The organism is Streptomyces sp. NPDC048436 (assembly GCF_043200355.1).
GTDB lineage: Bacteria > Actinomycetota > Actinomycetes > Streptomycetales > Streptomycetaceae > Streptomyces.
Map to the genome: position 1 here is coordinate 298,809 of NZ_JBICXP010000003.1, position 23,453 is coordinate 322,261.

Genomic DNA, 23,453 nt, shown 5'->3' on the forward strand with positions numbered 1-23,453 from the left:
ACGCACCCCCGGGGTGGTGGGCGGGGTCCCGCCCATCACCCCGTTTTCATCTGCCCTTCGGAAGGAACACGATGGCTCAGACGTCGACGCCACTGGCCGGCCCGGCCGAGCGTGACGTATGCGAGGCGACCGGCCCTCCACGTCCCTGGCTACGCAAGGGACTTGCGGTCCTCCGTGTCAGCGCGGCGCTGCTCGTGATCGACACGCTCGTCCAGGCCGCGCTCGCCGGTCTCTTCATCACCGGCGACGTCCGTCTCCTCGACTGGCACGCGGCCAACGCACAGGTGCTCAGCCTCCTCGCGTTCGTCGCGACGGCCGCGGCAGGCCTCGTGTGGCGTCCCGGGCGCGGTCCGGTCGGCCCGTTCCTGCTGGGAGCCGGACTGCTCGTCCTCATAGGCGTCCAGCAGGCGCTGGGCGAGTCCCGCCTGCTCGGCGGCCACGTGCCGCTCGGCATGGCAATCTTCGGCCTCGTGGCAGCGCTGACGTACTGGGCCTTCACCTGCGTGTACGGGTCCGATTCCACGCCCTCGGGGGCGGATCGGTGACCTCACGACGACGCGCACTGGGCCTGTTCGCGGGCGCCTCCGCCAGTATCGCGGTCCCCGTGGGCGCGACCGCGTACGAGAGCCTCACCCCCGAGCGCACCGGCACCGTCCTCAGGAGCCGGCTCCCGCTGCCGAAGCCCTTCGGCGTCCCGCTGCCGGTGCCCGCCCAGGCCCGGCCCACGCGCCGCACCGCCACGACCGACCGCTACGAAATCACGCAGCGCGCGGCCCGGGTGGAGATCATGCCCGGCACGAAGACGACCGTCTGGGGCTACGACGGCGTCTTCCCCGGCCCGACGATCGCCGGCCGCTCCGGCCGCACGGCATCCGTACACATCACCAACTCACTGCCGGTGCCCACCTCCACGCACCTGCACGGCGGTGTCACCCCGCCGACGTCCGACGGCTACCCCACCGACCTGGTGGTGCCCGCCCTGTGCGGCAGCACGTTCAAGCCGCACCGGATGCGGCGGATGAACCACGGCATGCACACGTCCGCCTCCGCGTGGACGTTCACCGAGGGCGGCAAGACGTACGACTATCCCCTTGAGCAGCGGGCCGCGACGCTCTGGTACCACGACCACCGGATGGACTTCAGCGCCCCGCAGGTCTGGCGCGGACTCGCCGGGTTCTTCCTGGTGCACGACGCCGAGGAGGACGCGCTGCCGCTGCCCGGCGGGGACAAGGACATCCCGCTGCTGCTCTGCGACCGCGCCTTCGAGGCGGACGGCTCCTTCCGCTACCCCGCCAACTCCCCTTCCTGCACCGGCACCCCGGGCGTCGAGGCGGCCTACATGGACGGTGTCCTCGGCGACGTCCAGCTCGTGAACGGCGCCCCCTGGCCGCAGGCCGAGGTCTCCGCGACCCGGCACCGCCTGCGCGTCCTCAACGCCTCGAACGCACGCCGCTACAACCTCCGCCTCGACCTGGAACACGGCGGCACGCTGCCCTTCACCCAGATCGGCAGCGACGGCGGCCTGCTCGGCGCCCCTCAGCGCCTGGCGTCGATCCCCATGGCACCGGCGGAGCGCTGCGATGTCGTCGTGGACTTCTCCCGGTGCCCCGTCGGCAGCCACGTCACGCTGGTCAACACCCTGGCGGACGGCCGGATGCGGCAGGTCATGCGGTTCCGTGTGGTCCGCGCGGAGAAGGACCACAGCCACGTCCCGGCGAAGCTCTCCGAGTACGCGCGGCTCGACCCGGCTGCCGCGGTCGCCACCCGGCACTTCGACTTCCGTCGCACCGAGGACATGTGGACCATCAACGGGCGCGGCTTCAACGCCTCCGAGTACCTGGCCCGCCCCCGCCTCGGCACCGTCGAACGCTGGCGCTTCAGCAGCGACTTCCACCACCCCGTCCACCTGCACCTCGCCCACTTCCAGGTGCTCTCGCGCGGCGGCGGGCCGCCGGCGGCGACCGACGCGGGCTGGAAGGACACGGTCGACGTACGGCCCTACGAAGTCGTCGACGTGCTCGCACGGTTCAGCGGCTACAAGGGCCGGTACATGCTGCACTGCCACAACCTCGAGCACGAGGACATGGCGATGATGGCGAACTTCGAGGTGGTCTGAGCACAGGCGGCCTCCTCAGTGGCCATCCGCCGGCAGTGCGGGCAAGCGGCTTACACCCGTTCCGCCGAGGGCGTTCTGCAACTGCGTCAGCACCGGCATCAGTTGCTCGCGGTTCATCTTGCGGACACGTCCCTCATGGGTCCAGGCGCTGACCGCCGTGGGGTCGAGGAGCACGATCTGCGGGGTCCAGTCGGGGCCGAAGTGGACGATGGCGCGCAGCAGCGGGGCCCACTTCAGGCTGAGCGGGAACCTGAAGGCGGGGAGGGGAGGGAAGCTGGGCGGCTGCCAGTCGGGGCCATGGACCGCGCGCAACTCCGCGGCCCGCTCCTCCAGTTCACACGCCGCCGCGGCCCGGAAAGCGTCGTACTCCTCCTCGACGTCCTGTGCCGCCCGGTCGCCGTAGAGCAGGACGAGTACGGACTCGGGACGGCGCAGCCGCATCACCTCGGCCAGTTCCCACAGCGTGCCCTTGCCGGTGCCGGCCACGAGGAGGACGAGCCGGGCGTCGGTGATGAGGGAGGTGACGGTGGGCTGCCAGTCGGTGAGGGGGAGGTAGAGGCGGCGGGAGCCGGCCAGGGGGAGCGCCTCGTCGGGTTCGCCCACGGCCAGCGGCCGGCCGAAGCCCTTGAAGGCCCGGCACACGCCCTCCTCCAAGGTCTGCGAACTCCCGTTCACGAGCGAGCCGCCCACCCCCATCCACCGGCTGAACGCGTGCGGCATCGCCTTGCCGGTGACGTCTTCCGCGAAGGGGCGTAGATAGAGGACGTACGATTCCTGCCGCGCCTCCTCCAGGGTCCTGATCACCCGGACGTGATGGCGCCGCCCTTGCCGCCGCATCCGCAGGCCCACCGTCAGCGAGACCGCACCCCAGAGTCCGAACACCACGACGATCAACACGTTCTGCGCCATGGAGTCGCCGGGCATGGGAATGAAGACCGTGTGGAGCCGTGTCGCCGTCAGGATCACGAGCAGGCATCCCCACAGCGTCCCGCCAAGACCCACGAGCCGTAGCGCGCAGCCGAGCAACGGGCGTTGGCGTCGGCGGGGCGTGCCGAAGGGGGGAAGGCCGGGAGAGAGGGTGGCGGGCTCTGGTTGATCGGTCATGGTGGCCACCTGATCGGAGGCGGCGGCCCACCCGCAATCGAACAATGGGGATTGCGGGTCCGGATTCGCTCGTTCGTGGCTGGTACGGGCGCTCACCGGCAGCTCGACCGCCCGGCGAGCCATGATGAGCGAGTGGCAGACCCCCACCGCTCCCTGTGGAACTCCGACGTGGCCCCGGAGAGTTACACGCCCGCCAGCACCTCATACGTGGGCGTGCTCTTCGAGCAGTACAAGCTCTGTGTGGAGATGGCCGACCGGGTCAGCGCGCGGCGAGGCGCTGCCAACACCTTCTTCCTCGCCCTCAACAGCGCGATCGCCACGGCCATGGCCGGTGGACTGGGGCCGCGTCCGGGCACGGTGCCGGTCTGGCTGCTCCTCGCCGGTCTGCTGATCCTCACCGGGCAGTGCGCGGCGTGGTATCTCATGGTCCGTTCCTACCGCCAGCTGAACGCGGCGAAGTGGGCGGTGATCGGGGCCTTCGAGAGCCGGCTCCCCGCGTACGCCTACTCCCGCGCCGAATGGACCGAGCTGGGGGAGGGCGAGGACTGGCGCCGGTACGTGCCCCTCACCCGCCTGGAACAGTGGGTGCCGCCCCTGTTCGTGGCCGCCTACGCGGTGGGGTTCCTCGCGCTGGCGTTGTAGAGAACCGCGCTCGGGTCACGTACTTCCGGTCGGACGGGCCGCGGTATAGGGTCCGCGAACCCCTTCTCCGCCGGACAAGTGAGGTCGGCTTGATCGCCATCGCCGTGACCGGGCACATGGACCTGACGGAGGCGAGCGTTCCCCTCGTACGGCGGGCCCTGCGGGAGGCCCTCACGCCGTACCGGAGGGAGGGGATCACCGGACTCTCCTGCGTCGCCGGGGGCGCGGACTCGCTCTTCGCCGAGGCGGTGCTCGCGCTCGGCGGCCGACTGGTCGCGGTGATCCCGTCGCGGGACTATCGGGAGCGCCGGGTGGGCGCCGGGCATGCCGAAACGTTCGACCGGCTCGTCGAGGCGGCGGACGAGGTCATCGTCCTCGATCACGCGGGCGCGGGCGCGGACGGTCAGGCGTACGAGGACGCGAACCGCGTGCTGCTGCGACGCGCGGACCGTCTGTTCGCGGTGTGGGACGGCCGGTCCTCCACCGCACCGCCGGGCGGCACCGCCGCGGCCGTGGCCGACGCCCGCCGGGCGGGGCTCCCGGTGGACGTCGTGTGGCCGGACGGTGCGAAACGGGAGAACGCGGGCGGCGCCGCGGGCCGGTGAGTCGGCGCATGGTCGCAGGTCGCGCCACTCCTTCAGGCGCGCAAGGGTCGACGCGGCGCTGACCCCCGGGTCACACTTGGCGCCGTGCGCGGCGGGCTCCGACGCCGAGTACCGCGAGGAGGAGTTCCGATGAGCGAGCCGGTGGGTGAGCCCATGACCGGGCCTATGAATGAGTCGATGAGCGAGCTGTCGTATGCCCACGGCGTCAGTTCGACACCGCTGCTCGGCGACACCGTCGGGCGCAACCTCGACCGGGCCGTCGCGTCCTGGCCCGAGCGGGACGCGCTGGTGGATGTCGCCACCGGTGCGCGCTGGACGTACGCCGAATTCGGCTCCGCCGTCGCGCAGTTGGCGCGGGGCTTCATGGGGGCCGGGGTCGCCAAGGGGGACCGGGTCGGCATCTGGGCGGTGAACTGTGCCGAGTGGGTGCTCGTGCAGTACGCCACCGCGCGGATCGGCGCGATCATGGTGAACATCAACCCGGCTTATCGCGCACATGAGTTGGAGTACGTACTCAAGCAGGCCGGGGTCACTGTCCTGGTCGCAACGCAGTCCCACAAGAGCAGCGACTACCGGGCGCTCGTGGACCAGGTGCGGCCGAGCTGTCCCGGGCTGCGGTCGGTCCACTACATCGCGGACGGGTCGTGGGACGTGCTGCTGGGTGCGGCCGAGGCGGTGACCGATGCGGAACTCGCGGCCCGCGAGGCCGAGTTGAGCTGCGATGACCCCGTCAATATCCAGTACACCTCAGGCACCACCGGCTTCCCCAAGGGGGCCACGCTCTCTCACCACAACATCCTCAACAACGGCTACTGGGTGGGCCGGACCGTCGGCTACACCGAGCAGGACCGGGTCTGTCTGCCCGTGCCCTTCTACCACTGTTTCGGCATGGTGATGGGAAATCTGGGGGCCACCTCCCACGGCGCCTGCATCGTCATCCCGGCGCCGTCCTTCGACCCGGTCGCCACGCTGCACGCGGTGGAGCGCGAGCGGTGCACCTCGCTGTACGGGGTGCCGACGATGTTCATCGCGGAACTCGGCCTCGCCGACTTCGCGATGTACGACCTGAGTTCGCTGCGTACGGGCATCATGGCGGGCTCACCCTGCCCGGTCGAGGTGATGAAGCGAGTGGTCGCCGAGATGCACATGGAGGAGGTCTCCATCTGCTACGGCATGACGGAGACCTCCCCGGTCTCGACGCAGACGCGCCGCACGGACGACCTGGAGCGGCGCACCGGCACGGTGGGCCGGGTGCTGCCGCACATCGAGGTCAAGGTGGTCGACCCGGTCAGCGGCGTGACGCTGCCGCGTGGCGCATCCGGCGAGCTGTGCACGCGTGGCTACAGCGTGATGCTCGGCTACTGGAACGAGGCGTCGCGCACGGCGGAGGTGATCGACGCGGGGCGGTGGATGCACACGGGTGACCTGGCGGTGATGCGCGAGGACGGCTACGTCCAGATCGTCGGGCGCATCAAGGACATGATCATCCGGGGTGGCGAGAACATCTACCCGCGGGAGATCGAGGAGTTCCTCTACGGCCACCCGAAGATCGCCGACGTACAGGTGGTCGGAGTTCCCGACGAGCGCTACGGCGAGGTCCCGCTGGCCTGCGTCATCCCGCGCGACGCGACGAACCCGCCGACCCTGGAGGAGCTGCGGGCCTTCTGCGAGGGGCAGTTGGCGCACTACAAGATCCCGGCGGGGCTGCGAGTCCTGGAGAGCTTCCCGATGACGGTTTCCGGGAAGGTGCGGAAGATCGAACTCAGGGAGACGTACGGGGCGTAGTCCTCACGCCTCTTGGGTGGGCCTGCCGAGCGGGCCCACCCATGGCGCGTACGAGGCTCACTCAGACAGCAGCCGGAAAACGCTCCCACACCCGGTGCGCACCGAGCAGTTCGACGATCTGCTCCAGTACGTCGGTACCGCGCTCGCCGGTCACCACGCCCGGCGCGGTCGCGGGCACGCCTGCCTGCTCCAGCGCCGCCGTGGCGTCCTGCCAGCCGCCGATCGCCTTGCCGTGCCGGAAGGCCTCCGCCAGCATCAGTGTCACCCGCGGGTCGCTGACATCGGCCGTGTCACCGTTTCCGGCCTTCGCGTCGCGCGCCCCGTACGCGTCGGCGCCCTGAGCGGGCGTTCCCGCGAGGAGGAGCGCGTCGAATTCCACGGACCTGGCGGTGGCAAAGGTGCGCTGGACGGTGATCGGGTCCTTGTCCGCGCCGAGCTTGCCCCCGGTCGGGGCGATCACCAGCGGCACCATCCCCGCGTCGAGGACGGCCTCGCGCACGGCGCGTACGCCGTCGAGGTCGCCGTCCGGGCCCGCGACGATCCCGATGATCCTGCCGTCCGCCGGCCACACCTTGCCCACCTGGGACAGCGCCGGGCTCGGTGCCGGTGAGGCGAGCGGCTCCGTCGCCTCGGGGGCCGGGAGGCCGAGTCCGGTGGCGACCTGCTCGCACAGCTCGCTGTCGACGTTGGCGAGCACCTTCAGGGCCCGCTCCTTGACGGACTGCTCGTAGCACTTGCCCAGCTCGAAGGTGTAGGCGGCGATGACGTGCTCGCGTTCGACCGCGCTCAGGCTGAGCCAGAACAGCCGGGGCTGGCCGAAATGGTCGGCGAACGACGCGGGCGCCTCCCGGACCTTGGTCGCCTCGGGAACCCTGACCGGCGTCTCGACGAAGGCGCCGGTGTCCACGCCTGCCTGGAACGGACAGCCGCCGTCCAGCGAGTTGGGCCGGTAGGGCGCGGCACCCCGGTGCACCGCCGTCTGGTGCATGCCGTCCCGCAGCATGTCGTTGACCGGGGCATGGGTCCGGTTGATGGGCAGCTGGCCGAAGTTCGGCCCGCCGAGCCGGGTGATCTGGGTGTCCAGGTACGAGAAGAGCCGCCCGGCCAGCAGCGGATCGTCGGTCACGTCGATGCCCGGTACGAGATGGCCGACATGGAAGGCGACCTGCTCGGTCTCCGCGAAGTAGTTCGACGGGTTGGCGTTGAGCGTCAGGAGCCCGATGGGCTGCACCGGCGCCAGCTCCTCCGGGACGATCTTCGTCGGGTCGAGCAGATCGATTCCCTCGAACATCTGGTCGTCCGTGTCCGGGAACGTCTGGATGCCGAGCTCCCACTGGGGATAGGCGCCCGCCTCGATCGCGTCGGCGAGATCCCTGCGGTGGAAGTCGGGGTCCATCCCGTTGATGATCTGGGCTTCCTCCCAGACGAGGGAGTGCACGCCGAGCTTGGGCTTCCAGTGGAACTTGACCAGGGTCGTCGCGCCCTCGGCGTTCACCAGCCGGAAGGTGTGGACCCCGAAGCCCTCCATCGTCCGGAACGAGCGGGGGATGCCACGGTCGGACATGTTCCACAGGACGTGATGAGTGGCTTCCGTGTGCAGGGTGACGAAGTCCCAGAACGTGTCGTGCGCGCTCTGCGCCTGCGGAATCTCCCGGTCGGGGTGGGGCTTTCCGGCGTGGATGATGTCGGGGAACTTGACCGCGTCCTGGATGAAGAACACCGGCATGTTGTTGCCGACGAGGTCGAAGACGCCTTCCTCGGTGTAGAACTTCGTCGCGAAGCCACGAGTGTCGCGCACGGTGTCCGAGGAGCCGCGCGAGCCGAGCACGGTGGAGAAGCGGACGAACACCGGTGTCTCCACGACCTTGCCCAGGAAGGCAGCCTTGGTGACGCCCGCCGCCGAGCCGTACCCCTGGAAGATGCCGTGAGCCGCTGCTCCCCGGGCGTGGACCACCCGCTCCGGAATGCGCTCGTGGTCGAAGTGCGTGATCTTCTCGCGCAGGTGGTGGTCCTGGATGAGGACAGGGCCGCGCGCGCCCGCCTTCAGGGAATGGTCGGTGTCGTACAGCCGCGCCCCCTGAGCCGTCGTGAGATACGGCCCGCCCTGCGCCACGTCCGCCTGGGCCGCGCCGGTCTCCTGCCCGGTGGGGCTCATGGTCCGGGGGCCGCTCTGGTCGGGCTTGGGCGGCAGCGGGTCCCTCGGCTCGGTCGGCTCGTCGACCGGAGGGGAGACGGGCCCCGGCTTGCCCGGGATTCCGCCCTCGGGGCCGGCGTCGGCCGCCTTCTCCGCGGCGGCCTTTGGCGGATTCTTCTCGCTCATGACAGCTCCAAGCAGGTCAGCGGTGGCATGGCACGGCTTGATGGAAACATCCCGGTACCCGTGCACCAGAGGTCGAATCGTTCTCATCCGACTACCTGCTCGACAATCACCCGGACGCCGCAGCGCGTGGTCGCGTCAGGCCTCGCGGCGCATGGCCACCCGTGGCCAGCGGTCGAGTCCGATGGCGGCCTCATGTGCGCGGATCCGCCGCAGACCAGGGCCGAGTTCGGCGGCGCCGAGCGCGCGGAAGCCGATGCGCGCGTAGTACGGGGCGTTCCAGGGGACGTCCGCGAACGTGGTCAGGGTGAGGGCGATCCGGCCCTCGGCGCGGGCCCGACGGGCGAGGTCCTCGATCAGCGCCTGGCCGATACGTCGATGGGCCGCGCGGGGGTGCACGGAGACCTGCTCGATGTGCTCGGCGCCGTCAACGGGCTCGCTGATGAGGTACGCGACGGGGGCGCCGTCGCTTTCCGCCGCCTGCCCTGCGCCGGCCTCGACGGCGACCCAGGCGCGGCCCGTGCGCCGGAAGCCTTCCAGGAGGTCGAGGGTGGGCGGCTCGTCGTCGGCGATCTCGGCCATGCCGAGGGCGCGGAAGGGGTGGCCTGCGGCACGTTCGATGTCCTGGAGCGCGGGGAGTTCGGCGAGGGTGGCCGGGCGGATGAGCATGCGCCGAGTATGCCGGGACGGCGGGCGGCGGCAGAGAGGATTTTCGGGGCGGTGGAAGAGCGGCTCGCCCCCGTCTCACGCTCCCGTGGCCATCAGTTCGTCCGCCGGGGTGTTCACCGGCTGGGGTGTCCCCGTGAGGTCGATGATGAACAAGGGGACGGACAGGGCGTCGGCCCGTGTGCGGGCCGCGTCCTCGTACCCCGCGAGGGAGAAGCAGACGCAGCCGACGGCGTCCGCGAGGGCGCTCAGCCACACGCACTCGATGTCACGGAGGTCGACCGGGCGCACCGACGGCTCTATCAGGGCGACCACGCCCTTCGCGGAGACCCGCACCCCTGACGGCGCCCGCCGCACCGCCCCGCGGATCTCGCGGTAGCCGAGCCACCGCAGGTACAGCGCCGCCGCCGTCACCGCGTCCCGCGCCGTGCGGATCGTCACCGGCTGGAAGGCGGGCCGGGGGACCGGAGCCGTCCGGGGGAGCGGGATGTGTGCCGGGGCCGCCATCGTCGTACGCACCGGAATCCTGAGCGTCACCCCGCAGCCGCACCCCAGCTCCGGCTGCGGCCACTGGTCCTGGCGCCCGCACATCCGGCACGCGACGGTCACCCACTCCTCCGTCCACGTGCGGTCCGTGATCACCCGCGCCTTCGCGCCGCGCGCCATCGGCGGCACCACGGGGGCGCCGCAAGGGCAGGGGTAGGCGGGCGGCGCGTACACGTGCTCGCGCCGGCAGGCCGGGCACCGCACCGGCACGCTGCTGTCCGACATCACCCTCACCGCCCGACGGTCCGTGGGCCCCATCGTCCACCAAGGGGGCCCACGGCGGCAGCCAGTTGCGCCAAGAGCAGTGTTCCCGCCAGGGTCAGGGCCCGGCGGCGGCTGCCGGGCAGGGGGAGGCCCGCCATGCGGGCGACGGTGCGCGGGGTGGGCCTTGCCGCGGGGTGCTCGGCCAGGCAGGCGGCGATCAGCGGCACCAGCTCCGCGGGCACGTCGGCGAGATCGGGCCCCCGGTCCTCGCCGCCGAAGGGAGCACGCCCAGTGGCGGCGAAGACGAGGACCGCGCCGAGCGAGAAGACGTCGGCCGGGGGAGCGGACGCCGCCGGAACAACGGACGCATCCCGCACGAGGCCCACGAGAAGCTCGGGCGCCACGTATCCCGCCCCCTCCCCGTACGCCGCGACGCCGACCCCCGTGACACGCGGGCCGGCCGTGGTGAGCAGGACGTTCCACGGCCGGAGGCCGCCATGTACGAGTCCCGCGCGGTGGATGTCGCTCAGTGCCTCGGCGAGTGCGCTCGCCAGGGTGCGCAGCTCGGGGGCGCCCAGTGGCCCGCCGTCGCTCGCCCCGAGCCTCGCGGCGAGCGTCGGGCCATCGACGTACTCCGTGGCGAGCCAGGGCACAGGGCCCTCCGGATCGGCGTCGACGAGCTCGGCGGTGCGGCGCCCCCGCACCGCGCCCAGTGCCTCCGCCCCGCGGGCGAAGCGCGCCCGGAACTCCGGGTCACGGGCCAGGGAGGGACGCACCACCGTCAGCGCGGCCTCGCGCCCCGCTTCGTCGTACGCGACGAAGACGCGCCCCACTGCCCCCTGCCCCAGCAGCCGGCCGGCCGTCCAGCGGCCGTACCTCTGTCCGGAGCCGTGCCCTGCGGGTGACGCCTTCGGTGAACTGGCCACGCTCGACCCCCCGGTCCCCCGATGGTGTGGCCCGAATTCAACGCTGAATTCAACGACTGGGACGCACCCCTCGGGCGGCCCGGTTCCCGGCTCGGTTCGCGGCCCGGTTCCCGGACATCTCTTGACGGTCTCCACCGCTCCCCCCTACATTGCTTCCATATAGCAGAACAAAATTTCCACAATGCGGAAACAGAAGCTCACCGCGGGGCGCGACGGGAGCCGGATCCGCCAGCCGTATACGCCGGCCGAAAGGTCGGCGCAGCTGTCGAAGCTGTTGTCGAAGCAGGAGAACCCCATGGCTCGTATGACCGCTGTCCGCGCGGCAGTTGAGATCCTCAAGCGCGAGGGCATCACCAACGCGTTCGGTGTGCCCGGCGCGGCGATCAACCCGTTCTACAAGGCGCTCCAGGAGGGCGGTGGCATCGACCACACGCTCGCCCGGCACGTCGAGGGCGCCTCGCACATGGCCGAGGGGTACACCCGCGCCAACCCCGGCAACATCGGCGTCTGCATCGGTACGTCGGGCCCGGCGGGCACCGACATGATCACCGGTCTGTACTCCGCGATCGGCGACTCGATCCCGATCCTCTGCATCACGGGCCAGGCGCCGACGCACCTGCTCCACAAGGAGGACTTCCAGGCCGTCGACATCGCGTCGATCGCCAAGCCGGTCACGAAGATGGCCGTCACGGTCCTGGAGGCCGCGCAGGTCCCCGGCGTCTTCCAGCAGGCGTTCCACCTGATGCGCTCGGGCCGCCCGGGTCCGGTCCTCATCGACCTGCCCATCGACGTCCAGCAGACCGAGATCGAGTTCGACCCGGACACGTACGAGCCGCTGGCGGTCTACAAGCCGTCCGCGACCCGCGCCCAGATCGAGAAGGCGATCACCTTCCTGGTCGAGTCCGAGCGTCCGCTGATCGTCGCCGGTGGCGGCATCATCAACGCCGACGCCTCCGACCTCCTGGTCGAGTTCGCCGAGATCACCAACACCCCGGTCGTGCCGACCCTGATGGGCTGGGGCACCATCCCCGACGACCACGACCTGAACGCGGGCATGGTCGGCCAGCAGACCGGCCACCGCTACGGCAACGCCACGTTCCTGGAGTCGGACTTCGTCCTCGGCATCGGCAACCGCTGGGCCAACCGTCACACCGGCTACAAGCTGGACGTGTACACCCAGGGCCGCAAGTTCGTGCACGTCGACATCGAGCCGACCCAGATCGGCAAGATCTTCGCGCCGGACTACGGGATCGCCTCCGACGCCAAGGTCGCCCTCGAACTCTTCGTCGAGGTGGCCAAGGAGCTCAAGGCCGCCGGCAAGCTCCCCGACCGCTCGGCGTGGGTCGCCTCCCACCTGGAGCGCAAGGAGACGCTGCAGCGTCGTACGCACTTCGACAACATCCCCATGAAGCCGCAGCGCGTCTACGAGGAGATGAACAAGGCCTTCGGCCCGGAGACGCGTTACGTCACCACCATCGGCCTCTCGCAGATCGCGGGCGCGCAGATGCTGCACGTCTACAAGCCGCGCCACTGGCTCAACTGCGGCCAGGCGGGCCCGCTCGGCTGGACCATCCCGGCCGCGCTCGGTGCCGCCACCGCGGACCCGGACACCCCGGTCGTCGCCCTGTCCGGCGACTACGACTTCCAGTTCATGATCGAGGAGCTGGCGGTCGGCGCGCAGCACCGCATCCCGTACGTCCATGTCCTGGTGAACAACGCCTACTTGGGCCTGATCCGCCAGGCCCAGATCGGCCTGGAGATCAACTTCCAGGTCAACCTGGAGTTCGAGAACCAGAACAGTCCCGAGCTGGGCGTCTACGGCGTCGACCACGTCAAGGTCGCCGAGGGCCTGGGCTGCAAGGCCATCCGCGTCACCGACCCGAACGAGCTGGGCGCGGCCTTCGAGCAGGCCAAGAAGCTGGCCCAGGAGCACCAGGTGCCGGTCGTCGTCGAGGCGATCCTGGAGCGCATCACCAACATCTCCATGAGCCCCACGGCCGACATCAGCGCGGTCAAGGAGTTCGAGGAGATCGCCACGGAGCCGGGCCACGCGCCGACGGCCATCCGGCCGCTGAAGGTCTGAGTCAAGTCACGCTGAGCTGAAGGGGCGGTCCACCCGTGGGGGGTGGGCCGCCCCTCTAGTGTGTGCGCATGGAACTGCTGGAGGGGCTGCAGGTCATGACCTGCACGGACAGTGCGGAGCTGGACGCCTGGCTGGCCGAACACCACGCCACCGCACCGGGCGTATGGCTGAAGGTCGCCAAGAAGGCTTCGGGCGTGGCGTCGGTGACGTGGGGCGAGATCGTGGACGTGGTGCTCTGCCACGGCTGGATCGACGGCCAGCGCAGGTCGTACGACGATGTGTACTACCTGCAGAAGATCACCCGCCGCCGCCCGCGCGGTTTGTGGTCCGCGGTGAACGTCCAGAAGGTGGAGGCCCTGATCGCCTCGGGCCGCATGCGCGAGGCGGGCCTGGCGGAAGTGACGGCGGCCAAGGCGGACGGCCGCTGGGAAGCGGCCTACGCCTCCCAGCGGAACGCCACGGTGCCGGAGGACCTGGCGGCGGCCCTGGCGGCGAGCACGGTGGCCCGCGAGACCTTCGAGGGCCTCGGCAAGTCGGACCAGTACGTGGTGCTGCACCGCCTGATGACAGCGAAGACACCGGCTACGCGTGCCGCGAGGCTCGAACGGATGCTGGCGAGGCTGGAGTCTGGCGAGAAGGTCCGTTGAGGCGGGGGTTTGTCTCGCCCCTGCGGGCGCGTCGTGGTTGCGCGCGCAGTTCCCCGCGCCCCTCCGGGCGCTCCCCCGCCGGTCGGGCCCCGAAGGGGCGCGGGGAACTGCGCGACCAGCCACAGCGCGTCCCGCAGAGGTAAACGACCCCACAGACCGCCAAAGCAGCGCACGCGAAAGAGCGGCGAGTACGGGACCGTCCGTACTCGCCGCTCTGGCAGAGGAGTTGTAGCCGCCCGACCGCGCGCGACTGGCGGAACATGCATACGCGCTGCCGGACGGAGTCATATGGGTCCAAGGCCCAAGGCCCAGGGGCCCGAAAGCGGCTGGGACCGCGGCGGTTGCGAATGGCTCCGCGGGGTTCCCCTCCCTCAGGTCGAGAGGGGAGCCGCAAAGCCTTAACCACCGCACTGGCTCACAAAGCCGCCGCGGTCCTCGTCCGGCCCGGTTCACCACGGTCCACCCCTCATCCGGGTCCGTGATGGTGCGGGCACAGCGCCAGGGAACTGACCTCCCGTCAATTCCCCGGCGCAGCTCGGGAGTTCTAGTCCTCGCGCAGGGCGCGGACAGCCTCCTCCACGCGCTTGCCGTACTCCGTGTCGGCGGCGTGGAAGTGGGCGAGGTTCTTCTCGATGACGTCGTCACGCGAGACCTGCGAGAGGCCACCGGCGATGTTCGCCACCAGACGGGCCTGCTCCTCGGCGGACATCAGGCGGTACAGCTCGCCCGCCTGGAAGAAGTCGTCGTCCTTGGTGTGGAGCGGGGCCTCGTGCGTGCCCGTGTGGCCGACCACGGAGAGCGGCGCGGAGAGGGGCTGGCCGGTCTCGGCGGGGCCGTCGTACGAGTTGGGCTCGTAGTTCTTGCGGTCACGGCCGTACGCGTTGGCCGCCATCAGACCGTCACGGCCGTAGTTGTCGGCCTTGGTCGCCTTCGGCGCGTTCACCGGAAGCAGCGTGTGGTTGACGCCGAGACGGTAGCGCTGCGCGTCCGCGTAGGCGAACAGGCGGCCCTGGAGCATCTTGTCGGGGGAGGGGCCGATACCCGGAACGAAGTTGTTCGGGGAGAAGGCGGCCTGCTCGACCTCGGCGAAGACGTTGTCGGGGTTGCGGTCGAGGACCAGACGGCCCACGCGCTGCAACGGGTAGTCGCTGTGCGGCCACACCTTGGTCAGGTCGAACGGGTTGAAGCGGTAGTTCGCCGCGTCCGCCGCCGGCATGATCTGCACGTGCAGCGTCCAGGACGGGTTCACGCCACGCTCGATGGCCTGGACGAGGTCCGTCTGGTGCGAGTTCGCGTCCTTGCCCGCGAGCTCGGCGCCCTGCTCCGACGACAGGCTGCGTACGCCCTGGTTCGTCTTGAAGTGGTACTTCACGAAGAAGGCCTCGCCCGCCTCGTTCGTCCACTGGTAGGTGTGCGAGCCGTAGCCGTTCATGTGCCGGTAGGACGCGGGGATGCCGCGGTCACCCATCAGCCACGTCACCTGATGCGTCGCCTCGGGGGCGTGCGCCCAGAAGTCCCAGACGTTGTCCGGCTCCTGCTTGCCCGTGAAGGGGTCGCGCTTCTGGGAGTGGATGAAGTCGGGGAACTTCAGCGGGTCCTTGATGAAGAAGACCGGGGTGTTGTTGCCGACGAGGTCGTAGTTGCCGTCCTCGGTGTAGAACTTCAGCGCGAAGCCGCGCGGGTCACGGACCGCGTCCGCGCCGCCGAGGCTGTCGGCCACCGTGGAGAAGCGCAGGAACGTCTCGGTGCGCTTGCCGACGGTGTTCAGGAAGTCGGCCGAGGTGTACGCGGTGACGTCGTCGGTCACCTCGAAGTAGCCGTAGGCACCGGAACCACGGGCGTGCACGACACGCTCCGGGATGCGCTCGCGGTTGAAGCGGGCGAGCTTCTCCAGGAGGTGCTGGTCCTGGAGGAGAAGCGGGCCACCGACGCCGGCGGTGGCTGAGTTCTGATTGTCGGCGACGGGGGCGCCGGACTCGGTCGTGAGCACACGCTTCGACATGGTGGCGGGGTTGACCTTCCGTACGGACTACTGAAACTGCTGAGGTGACGTGAGCGTAAGTACGCCTGAACAGCTACGTCAACAGTTTGTTGAAGTTTTGGGTGTGGCTTGCCGGTGTGGCTTTGAGTTCCGGGCCGCGGCGACGCCTGGGCGCGACAGGACAGGTGTCAGCGCCGCCGCGACCCGGAAGTTGAGGGAGCTCTTGGAGCCTTTGGGGCTGCTTAGAGCTCGGCGCCGGAGAGGCGCTCGACACCGCGAAGCAGCGCGGAGTGGTCAAGGCCGCCGTCACCCTGCGCACGCAGCGAGGCGACGAGCTGGGCGACCACGGCGCCGACCGGAAGCGAGGCACCGACATTGCGGGCGGCGTCGGTGACGATGCCCATGTCCTTGTGGTGCAGGTCGATCCGGAAACCGGGCTTGAAGTCGCGCTTGAGGAAGTTGTCCTTCTTGCGGGTCAGGACGGTGGAGCCCGCGAGCCCGCCGTTCAGGACGTCGAGGGCGGCGGTCAGGTCCACACCCGACTTCTCCAGGAAGACGACTGCCTCGGCGCACGCCTGGATGTTCACGGCGACGATGAGCTGGTTGGCGGCCTTCACGGTCTGCCCCGAGCCGTGCGGACCGCACAGCACGATGGTCTTGCCGAGGGCGTCGAGGATCGGCTTGGCCTCGTCGAAGTCGGCCTGCTCGCCGCCGACCATGATCGAGAGCACGGCCTCGATGGCACCGGCCTCGCCACCCGATACGGGGGCGTCCAGGACACGGATGCCCTTGTCCTTGGCGGCCTTGGCCAGGTCCACGGAGGTCTGCGGGGTGATCGAAGACATGTCGACGATCAGCGCACCGGACCTCGCGTTCTCCAGGATGCCGTTCTCGCCGTACGCGATGGCCTCGACCTGCGGAGAGGCGGGCACCATCGTGATCACGACGTCGGCGTCCTTGACGGCCTCGGCGATCGACTTGGCGGCGGCGCCGCCGGCCGCGGCGAGGCGGTCAAGCTTGTCCTGCTCAAGGGTGAAGCCGGTGACGGAGTAACCAGCCTTGATCAGGTTCTCGGCCATGGGGGAGCCCATGATGCCGAGTCCGATCCACGCGATCTTGGGAAGGTTGCTCATGGTGGAGCCTTTCTGAAACTACGGGGCAATCAGGTGGGTGGGTGGGCGAGATCCGCCGCGGAGCGGCGGTCTAGTCCGAGGCCGGCAGCCAGCCGAAAGCCTCAGCGCTGGGCAGGTCGCCCGCCTTGTACTCCAGGCCGACCCAGCCCTCGTATCCGGCCTTCCGGAGCTGATCAAGCAGCTCCTCCAGCGGAAGCGCCCCCGTGCCCGGGGCCCCACGGCCAGGATTGTCGGCGATCTGCACATGCCCGGTCTGGGCGACGTACTGATCGATGACGGCCGGCAGGTCCTCACCGTTCATGGACAGGTGGTACAGGTCCATGAGGAACTTCGCGTTACCGAGTCCCGTAAGGGTGTTCACCTTGTCCACCACGGCGATGGCCGCGGGCGCGCTGACGATCGGGCAGCGGGGCGATTCCGGCTTGTTCAGTGCCTCGATCAAGAGGACCGCACCCACGCGGTCGGCCTCGCGGGCCGCCAACACAAGGTTCTCCAGGGCAAGTTCGTCCTGGACGGCGGGGTCCACGCCCTCCACCCGGTTGCCGTACAGCGCGTTGAGCGCCTTGCAGCCGAGGGACTCGGCGAAGTCCGCCGCCACCGAGAGGTTCGCGCGGAACTTCTCGCTCTCCTCGCCCGGAATCGACAGGGCGCCGCGGTCAGGACCGGGCAGCTGCCCGGCGTAGAAGTTCAGGCCCACCAGTTGTACGCCGGCGTCCGTGATCGCCGCGCGAAGGGCGTCGAGCTCGGACTGCTCGGGGGTGGGGGCGTCGACCCAGGGCCACCACAGCTCGACCGCCGTGAAGCCCGCCGCGGCGGCAGCCGCGGGGCGCTCCAGGAGCGGGAGTTCCGTGAAGAGGATCGACAGGTTCACATTGAAGCGCTGGTCGGAGTATCCCATGGGGCTTCCGCGCTCCTTCCGTATTGCGGAAGTTAATTTCTGTCTGATGGAAGATTGCCGTCGAGCATCCGCCCTTGTCAAGAGGGGGCTCCCGGAAAATCGCCACGCGGCAGTAGGTTGTGCCCGTGCGATTGAGAGTGGAGTTCACGACCGAACCCTTCGACCTGGACGAGGCGCCGCCCCATGCGCTGGTGGCCCGGGACGTCATCCAGGGGGCCGATCTCGACGCCGTGGACGTCGGACCCTTCGGCAATACGGCGGAGGGCGGCGCCGACGAGGTCCTGACCGCCGTGGACGCGCTGCTGCGCAAGGCCCTGGCCTCGGGCGCCACACGCGTCTCGCTCCAGGTGAACGTGCTCGGAGAGTCGGGGGAGGCCATCGAATGACCGGTGCCAGAGACGACCACGGCCCCTTCCTGGCCGCCGTCAAGCCGCTCGTGGACGCCATGGGCGGCGAAATGGTGGCCCCCGACGAGGCGGGCACCGACGACGTCGTGCTCGCCTGGAGGGGCGAGGACGTGGTCGCCGTACGCCTTCCGCAGCTCGCGGACTCCCTGGATCACATCCTGCTGGCCCTTGAGCGCAAGCGCGGTGTGCCCCTGTCCGAGCTGGACCGCAAGGCCAAGCAGGAGGTCGTACGGATACTTGAGGCGCGAGGCGCCTTCGCCGTGCGGCATGGTGTGGAGACGGTCGCCGGCGCGCTCGGCGTATCGCGCTTCACCGTCTACAACTATCTCAACCGCTCCACTTGATCTTGCCTGACCTCGCCTGATCTCCAGGTCAGCGCCCCGTGGGAGGCCGTCGTCCGTTAACCGGGCGGCGGTCTTTTGTTACCCGAAGTTTTCAACAAAGTGTTGACGTGGTGTTTCGGCTGGCGTTAGCTATCGGCAGCCCGATCAGCACAAGGCCACGGAGGTACCCGTGACGTCGAGTACGACCCTGGGCCTCGCCCGGTTCAACGCGGCAACGGAGTCCGCGGCCACCGCCGCGCTCCACGAGGCCTGCGCCTCATCGGCGTGGGGGAGCAAGATTCTCGCCCAGCGCCCCTTCTCCACCGTCGAAGCCCTCTTCGCCGCAAGTGACGCCGCCACGGCCGAACTGACCGACGAGGATCTGGCCGAGGCGATGGCGGGGCACCCGCCGATCGGCCGCCCGAAGCCCGGGGATCCCACGTCGTCACGCGAACAGCGCGGCATGGCGGGGGCGTCCGAGGAGCTCAAGGCCGAGATGCTCGAACTGAACCTGGCCTACCAGGAGAAGTTCGGTCATGTCTTTCTGATCTGCGCCACCGGGGCGACCGGTGAGCAGATGCGCGATGCGGTCAAGACCCGGATCGGCAACACCGCCGAGCAGGAGCGCGGAAACGTGCGCACCGAACTCGGGAAGATCAACCGAATCCGGCTGACCCGTCTCGTGGAAGAGGACAAGGACTGATGAGCACTGACACCACCGCCTCGGTGTCCACGCACATCCTGGACACCAGCATCGGCCGCCCCGCCGAGGGCGTCGCCATCTCGCTCACGGCCCGCGGTGGCCGTGACGCCGAGTGGGTGGCGCTCGGCGGCTCCGCGACCGACGCGGACGGGCGCTGCAAGGACCTGCCGGCGCTGCCGGAAGGCACCACACACGTACGGCTCGACTTCGAGGTCGAGGCGTACTTCTCCAAAAACCAGCACAGCGACAAGAAGCAAGCCGAGGCGCAGCAGGACGCCCCCCGCGTAAGGGACAGCGGTGCGTTCTTCCCGGAGGTGGCGATCACTTTCGCCGTCAACCCGGGCGAGCACTATCACGTACCGCTGCTGCTCAACCCGTTCGGCTACTCCGTTTACCGAGGGAGCTAGCAGACATGCCCACGATTCTCGGCCAGAACCAGTACGGCAAAGCAGAGAACCGCGTCGTCAAGATCACGCGGGACGGCGACACGCACCACATCAAGGACCTGAACGTCTCGGTCGCCCTCTCCGGCGACATGGACGACGTCCACTACTCCGGCTCGAACGCGAACGTCCTGCCGACGGACACCACCAAGAACACGGTGTTCGCGTTCGCCAAGGAGCACGGCATCGAGTCCGCCGAGCAGTTCGGCATCCACCTGGCCCGCCACTTCGTGACGTCCCAGGAGCCGATCAAGGTCGCGCGGATCCGCATCCAGGAGTACACCTGGGAGCGCATCGCGACCTCGGACAACAACTCGAAGTTCATCGGCTCGGACGAGGTCAACCACTCCTTCGCCCGCAAGGGCCAGGAGCTGCGCACCACGCAGATCACCTTCGACGGTGAGAACTGGGAGATCATCTCCGGGCTCAAGGACCTCACGGTCATGAACTCCACCAACTCGGAGTTCTGGGGCTACGTCAAGGACAAGTACACGACGCTGAAGGAGGCGTACGACCGCATCCTGTGCACCGACGTCTCCGCCGCCTGGCGTTACAACTGGACCAGCGACGCGGACCGGATGCCCAACTGGGAGAAGTCGTACGCGCAGGCCAAGAAGCACATCCTGCAAGCCTTCGCCGAGACGTACTCCCTCTCGCTGCAGCAGACCCTCTACCAAATGGGTTCGCGCGTCATCAACAGCCGGAGCGAGATCGACGAGATCCGCTTCTCGCTGCCGAACAACCACCACTTCCTGGTGGACCTCGAGCCCTTCGGGCTGAAGAACGACAACGAGGTCTACTTCGCGGCGGACCGCCCCTACGGCCTGATCGAGGCCACGGTTCTCAGGGACGGGGTCCAGCCGAAGATCCCGGTCGACATGACCAACCTCTGATACGGGACGCGTGCCCCCGCCCGTCCGCAGCGGACGGGGGCGCGCCACACCGGAGGGAACAGCAGCAATGGCACAGCCTGCATCGGGGCCGGCGAAAGGCCCGTGTTCCACCCCATCGGACATAGCCGACGGCGACCCAACTGCCGCCTGCCATCCGGTGGATGAGAAGCTTCACCCCTCGCGGCTCGTCCCCGCCGCGCTCCAGCACATCGCAGCCATGTACGCGGGAGTCGTCACCCCACCGCTGATCATCGGCCAGGCCGTAGGCCTGGACACGGTCGCGCAGACCCGACTCATCGCCGCGAGCCTGCTGATCGCCGGACTCGCCACGATCCTCCAGACGCTCGGCGTCAAGGGCTTCGTCGGCAACCGGCTCCCCTTCGTGAACGCCGCCTCGTCCGCGGGCATCGCACCCATCCTCGCCATCGCCGAGAACAGCGCCACAGGCCATCAACTCCCCGCCATCTACGGCGCGGTGATGGTCGCGGGTGTCTTCTGTCTCGCGGTCGGCCCCTTCTTCGGGCGCCTCCTCCGCTTCTTCCCGCCGCTCGTCACCGGCGTCGTCATCACCCTCATCGGTGTGACGCTCATGCCCGTGCCGGTCACCTGGGCGCAGGGCGGCGACAAGACGGCAGCCGACTTCGGCGCGATGAAGTACCTGGCGCTCGCCGCCTTCACACTCGTCGTGATCCTCATCTTCCAGCGCTTCGGGCGCGGCTTCCTCAAGCAAGTCGCCCTGCTGCTCGGCCTGTTCGTCGGAACGCTCGCCGCGATCCCGTTCGGTATGGCCGACTTCGGCGCCATCAAGTCCGCGCCGGTGGCGGCACTCCCGACGCCGTTCGCCTTCGGCGCCCCGGAGTTCCAGCCCGCCGCGATCCTCTCGCTCTGCATCGTGATGCTGGTCCTGATGACCGAGTCGTCGGCCGGCATGCTCGCCCTCGGCGAGATCTGCGAGCGCAAGAGCGACGGCAGGACCATCACCCGCGGTCTGCGCACGGACGGCATCGCCACACTCATCGGCCCCGTCTTCGGCGGCTTCCCGACCTCCGCCTTCGCGCAGAACGTCGGCGTCGTCTCGCTGACCCGGGTCCGCAGCCGCTACGTCGTGGCCGTCGCGGGCGGCGCCCTCATCGTGCTCGGCACCTTCCCGATGCTCGGCGCGGTCGTCAGCCTCGTACCGATGCCGGTCCTCGGCGGCGCGGGCATCGTCCTCTTCGGCTCCATCGCGGTCAGCGGCATCCGTACGCTCTCCGAGGCGGGCCTGGACGACAGCTCCAACATCATCCTGGTGGCCGTCGCGCTCGGAGCGGGCATCATCCCGCTCGCCGCGCCCACCTTCTACGCCGAATTCCCGGCCTGGGCGCAGACCGTCCTCGGCTCCGGAATCAGTGCGGGAGCGCTGACCGCGGTCCTGCTCAACCTGTTCTTCAACCATCTCGGCACCCGCAGCCCCGCGGCCGCGGCACTCAAATCTTCCTAGGGTCATGCCGTGCCCACATCGCCACTCACCACAGAAGGAAGAAGCACCATGGCAGCACCGGCAGACCTGCAGCGCATCGTCATCGAGAACTGTGCCATCGCGACCGTCGACGCCGACGACACCGAGTACGCGTCGGGATACGTCGTCGTCGCGGGGAACAAGATCGAGTCCATCGGCGCGGGAAAGGCCCCCGAGGGCCTGGAAAACGTCGTACGCCGTGTGGACGGGACCGGTCACCTCGTGACCCCCGGCCTGGTCAACACGCACCACCACTTCTACCAGTGGATCACCCGCGGCCTGGCCACCGACCACAACCTCTTCAACTGGCTGACGGCGCTGTACCCGACGTGGGCCCGCATCGACGAGCAGATGGTGAAGGCGGCGGCCCAGGGCTCGCTCGGCATGATGGCCCGCGGCGGTGTCACCACCGCGATGGACCACCACTACGTCTTCCCGAAGAACTCCGGTGACCTGTCCGGCGCCATCATCGGCGCTGCCAGCGACATGGGCGTGCGCTTCACCCTCGCCCGCGGCTCCATGGACCGCAGCAAGAAGGACGGCGGCCTGCCGCCGGACTTCGCCGTCGAGACCCTCGAAGGCGCGCTCGCCGCGACCGCCGAGACCGTCGACAAGCACCACGACGCCTCCTTCGACGCGATGACGCAGGTCGCCGTCGCCCCCTGCTCCCCGTTCTCGGTCTCCACCGAACTCATGAAGCAGGGCGCCGAGTTGGCGCGCGCCAAGGGCGTACGACTGCACACCCACGGCAGCGAGACCGTGGAGGAGGAGCAGTTCTGCAAGGAACTGTTCGGCATGGGCCCCACCGACTACTTCGAGTCGACCGGCTGGCTCGGTGACGACGTGTGGATGGCGCACTGCGTCCACATGAACGACTCCGACATCGCGGCATTCGCCCGCACCGGTACGGGAGTTGCGCACTGCCCGTCCTCCAACGCACGTCTGGCGGCAGGCATCGCCCGCGTACCGGACATGCTGAAGGCCGGTGTCCCGGTCGGCCTCGGCGTCGACGGCACCGCCTCCAACGAGTCCGGCGAACTCCACACCGAGCTGCGCAACGCGCTCCTCATCAACCGCCTCGGCGCACACCGCGAGGCCGCCCTGAACGCCCGCCAGGCCCTGCGCCTCGGCACGTTCGGCGGCGCCCAAGTCCTGGGCCGCTCCACACAGATCGGCTCCCTCGAGGCCGGCAAGCTCGCCGACCTCGTCCTCTGGAAGATCGACGGCATCGGGCACTCCTCGATCGCCGACCCGGTGACCGCCATCGTCTTCGGCGCGGCGGCCCCGGTCACGCTCTCCCTCGTCAACGGCAAGCCGGTCGTCGAGAACGGCCGTCTCCTGCACGTCGACGAGGACGCCATCGCCCGCTCCGCACGGGACGAGGCGCAGCGCCTCGCGCGGATCGCCGCGGAGGCCTGACCCAAGAACTCCGGTCAGGGGGGACGGCCCCTGACCGGACTTGAGCAGCCGAGCGGGCTGCTCAAGTGCCGCCCCGGAACGTGGCCCAAAGCTTCACGTTCCCGGGGCGGTCAG

At 69.6% G+C, this 23,453-nt stretch carries 22 protein-coding genes; 14 read left to right on the forward strand and 8 right to left on the reverse strand.

Going from position 1 to position 23,453, the window contains the following annotated elements; all coding sequences use genetic code 11:
- Positions 1-71: 71 nt before the first annotated feature.
- Positions 72-545, forward strand: coding sequence for a hypothetical protein (locus tag ACGFX9_RS12315; protein ID WP_393469042.1), 474 nt, complete (start codon positions 72-74; stop codon positions 543-545).
- Complete coding sequence (locus ACGFX9_RS12320) at positions 542-2,116, forward strand: multicopper oxidase family protein (protein ID WP_393469046.1); 1,575 nt, start codon at positions 542-544, stop codon at positions 2,114-2,116. The genes ACGFX9_RS12315 and ACGFX9_RS12320 overlap by 4 nt, the downstream gene beginning before the upstream one ends.
- A 15-nt stretch (positions 2,117-2,131) precedes the next feature.
- On the opposite strand, the gene ACGFX9_RS12325 is transcribed toward ACGFX9_RS12320, so the two are convergent.
- A complete protein-coding gene (locus tag ACGFX9_RS12325) occupies positions 2,132-3,220 on the reverse strand; it encodes a hypothetical protein (RefSeq protein WP_393469049.1) in 1,089 nt (362 codons plus the stop codon).
- 132 nt (positions 3,221-3,352) lie between these two features.
- On the opposite strand from ACGFX9_RS12325, the gene ACGFX9_RS12330 reads away from it, so the two are divergent.
- The 3 genes from ACGFX9_RS12330 (at position 3,353) to ACGFX9_RS12340 (ending at position 6,252) form a co-directional block, all read left to right on the forward strand.
- Positions 3,353-3,862, forward strand: coding sequence for a hypothetical protein (locus ACGFX9_RS12330; RefSeq protein WP_393469052.1), 510 nt, complete (start codon positions 3,353-3,355; stop codon positions 3,860-3,862).
- 89 nt (positions 3,863-3,951) lie between these two features.
- Positions 3,952-4,467 carry a hypothetical protein gene (locus ACGFX9_RS12335; protein WP_393469055.1) on the forward strand — a complete coding sequence of 172 codons (516 nt, stop codon included), beginning with the start codon at positions 3,952-3,954 and terminating at the stop codon, positions 4,465-4,467.
- A gap of 177 nt (positions 4,468-4,644) precedes the next feature.
- Complete coding sequence (locus tag ACGFX9_RS12340; protein ID WP_393470424.1) at positions 4,645-6,252, forward strand: AMP-binding protein; 1,608 nt, start codon at positions 4,645-4,647, stop codon at positions 6,250-6,252.
- 61 nt (positions 6,253-6,313) lie between these two features.
- On the opposite strand, the gene ACGFX9_RS12345 is transcribed toward ACGFX9_RS12340, so the two are convergent.
- The 4 genes from ACGFX9_RS12345 to ACGFX9_RS12360 form a co-directional block, all read right to left on the reverse strand.
- Positions 6,314-8,572 carry a catalase gene (locus ACGFX9_RS12345; RefSeq protein ID WP_393469058.1) on the reverse strand — a complete coding sequence of 753 codons (2,259 nt, stop codon included), beginning with the start codon at positions 8,570-8,572 and terminating at the stop codon, positions 6,314-6,316.
- Positions 8,573-8,707: 135 nt separating this feature from the next.
- The gene (locus ACGFX9_RS12350; protein WP_393469061.1) at positions 8,708-9,238 is read right to left on the reverse strand and encodes a GNAT family N-acetyltransferase; all 531 of its coding nucleotides are present in this window, start codon (positions 9,236-9,238) and stop codon (positions 8,708-8,710) included.
- Positions 9,239-9,313: 75 nt separating this feature from the next.
- Positions 9,314-10,006, reverse strand: a complete 693-nt coding sequence (locus ACGFX9_RS12355) for a hypothetical protein (protein ID WP_393469064.1) — start codon at positions 10,004-10,006, stop codon at positions 9,314-9,316.
- A gap of 5 nt (positions 10,007-10,011) precedes the next feature.
- Entirely contained in the window at positions 10,012-10,911 is a 900-nt protein-coding gene (locus ACGFX9_RS12360; protein ID WP_393469066.1) for a serine/threonine-protein kinase, read from the reverse strand.
- A gap of 295 nt (positions 10,912-11,206) precedes the next feature.
- Between ACGFX9_RS12360 and gcl the strand changes: the two genes are divergently transcribed.
- Both gcl and ACGFX9_RS12370 read left to right on the forward strand, forming a co-directional pair.
- Positions 11,207-12,994: a glyoxylate carboligase gene (gcl, locus tag ACGFX9_RS12365; RefSeq protein ID WP_393470427.1), complete on the forward strand. Its 1,788-nt coding sequence runs from the start codon at positions 11,207-11,209 to the stop codon at positions 12,992-12,994.
- A 68-nt stretch (positions 12,995-13,062) separates the two neighbouring features.
- Entirely contained in the window at positions 13,063-13,641 is a 579-nt protein-coding gene (locus tag ACGFX9_RS12370) for a YdeI family protein (protein ID WP_393469069.1), read from the forward strand.
- A 544-nt stretch (positions 13,642-14,185) separates the two neighbouring features.
- Here the strand turns inward: ACGFX9_RS12370 and ACGFX9_RS12375 are convergent.
- The 3 genes from ACGFX9_RS12375 to ACGFX9_RS12385 all read right to left on the reverse strand — a co-directional run bounded on the left by ACGFX9_RS12375 (position 14,186) and on the right by ACGFX9_RS12385 (position 17,653).
- Entirely contained in the window at positions 14,186-15,643 is a 1,458-nt protein-coding gene (locus tag ACGFX9_RS12375; RefSeq protein ID WP_393469072.1) for a catalase, read from the reverse strand.
- Between the two features lie 221 nt (positions 15,644-15,864).
- Positions 15,865-16,755, reverse strand: coding sequence for a 2-hydroxy-3-oxopropionate reductase (locus ACGFX9_RS12380; RefSeq protein WP_393469074.1), 891 nt, complete (start codon positions 16,753-16,755; stop codon positions 15,865-15,867).
- Between the two features lie 70 nt (positions 16,756-16,825).
- Positions 16,826-17,653: a TIM barrel protein gene (locus tag ACGFX9_RS12385; RefSeq protein WP_393469077.1), complete on the reverse strand. Its 828-nt coding sequence runs from the start codon at positions 17,651-17,653 to the stop codon at positions 16,826-16,828.
- Between the two features lie 125 nt (positions 17,654-17,778).
- Here ACGFX9_RS12385 and ACGFX9_RS12390 point away from each other — a divergent pair, with 125 nt between their 5' ends.
- The 7 genes from ACGFX9_RS12390 to ACGFX9_RS12420 all read left to right on the forward strand — a co-directional run bounded on the left by ACGFX9_RS12390 (position 17,779) and on the right by ACGFX9_RS12420 (position 23,339).
- Positions 17,779-18,039 carry a hypothetical protein gene (locus ACGFX9_RS12390; protein WP_393469080.1) on the forward strand — a complete coding sequence of 87 codons (261 nt, stop codon included), beginning with the start codon at positions 17,779-17,781 and terminating at the stop codon, positions 18,037-18,039.
- On the forward strand, positions 18,036-18,404 hold the full coding sequence (locus tag ACGFX9_RS12395) for a helix-turn-helix domain-containing protein (protein WP_393469083.1): 369 nt from the start codon (positions 18,036-18,038) through the stop codon (positions 18,402-18,404). Before ACGFX9_RS12390 ends, ACGFX9_RS12395 begins: the two co-directional genes overlap by 4 nt.
- A gap of 169 nt (positions 18,405-18,573) precedes the next feature.
- A complete protein-coding gene (gene uraD / locus ACGFX9_RS12400; RefSeq protein WP_393469086.1) occupies positions 18,574-19,086 on the forward strand; it encodes a 2-oxo-4-hydroxy-4-carboxy-5-ureidoimidazoline decarboxylase in 513 nt (170 codons plus the stop codon).
- Complete coding sequence (uraH, locus tag ACGFX9_RS12405; RefSeq protein ID WP_393469089.1) at positions 19,086-19,493, forward strand: hydroxyisourate hydrolase; 408 nt, start codon at positions 19,086-19,088, stop codon at positions 19,491-19,493. Before uraD ends, uraH begins: the two co-directional genes overlap by 1 nt.
- A gap of 5 nt (positions 19,494-19,498) precedes the next feature.
- The gene (gene pucL / locus ACGFX9_RS12410; RefSeq protein ID WP_393469093.1) at positions 19,499-20,422 is read left to right on the forward strand and encodes a factor-independent urate hydroxylase; all 924 of its coding nucleotides are present in this window, start codon (positions 19,499-19,501) and stop codon (positions 20,420-20,422) included.
- A 67-nt stretch (positions 20,423-20,489) separates the two neighbouring features.
- Positions 20,490-21,902: a nucleobase:cation symporter-2 family protein gene (locus ACGFX9_RS12415; protein WP_393469096.1), complete on the forward strand. Its 1,413-nt coding sequence runs from the start codon at positions 20,490-20,492 to the stop codon at positions 21,900-21,902.
- Between the two features lie 48 nt (positions 21,903-21,950).
- On the forward strand, positions 21,951-23,339 hold the full coding sequence (locus ACGFX9_RS12420) for an 8-oxoguanine deaminase (protein WP_393469099.1): 1,389 nt from the start codon (positions 21,951-21,953) through the stop codon (positions 23,337-23,339).
- The last annotated feature ends 114 nt before the right edge of the window (positions 23,340-23,453 follow it).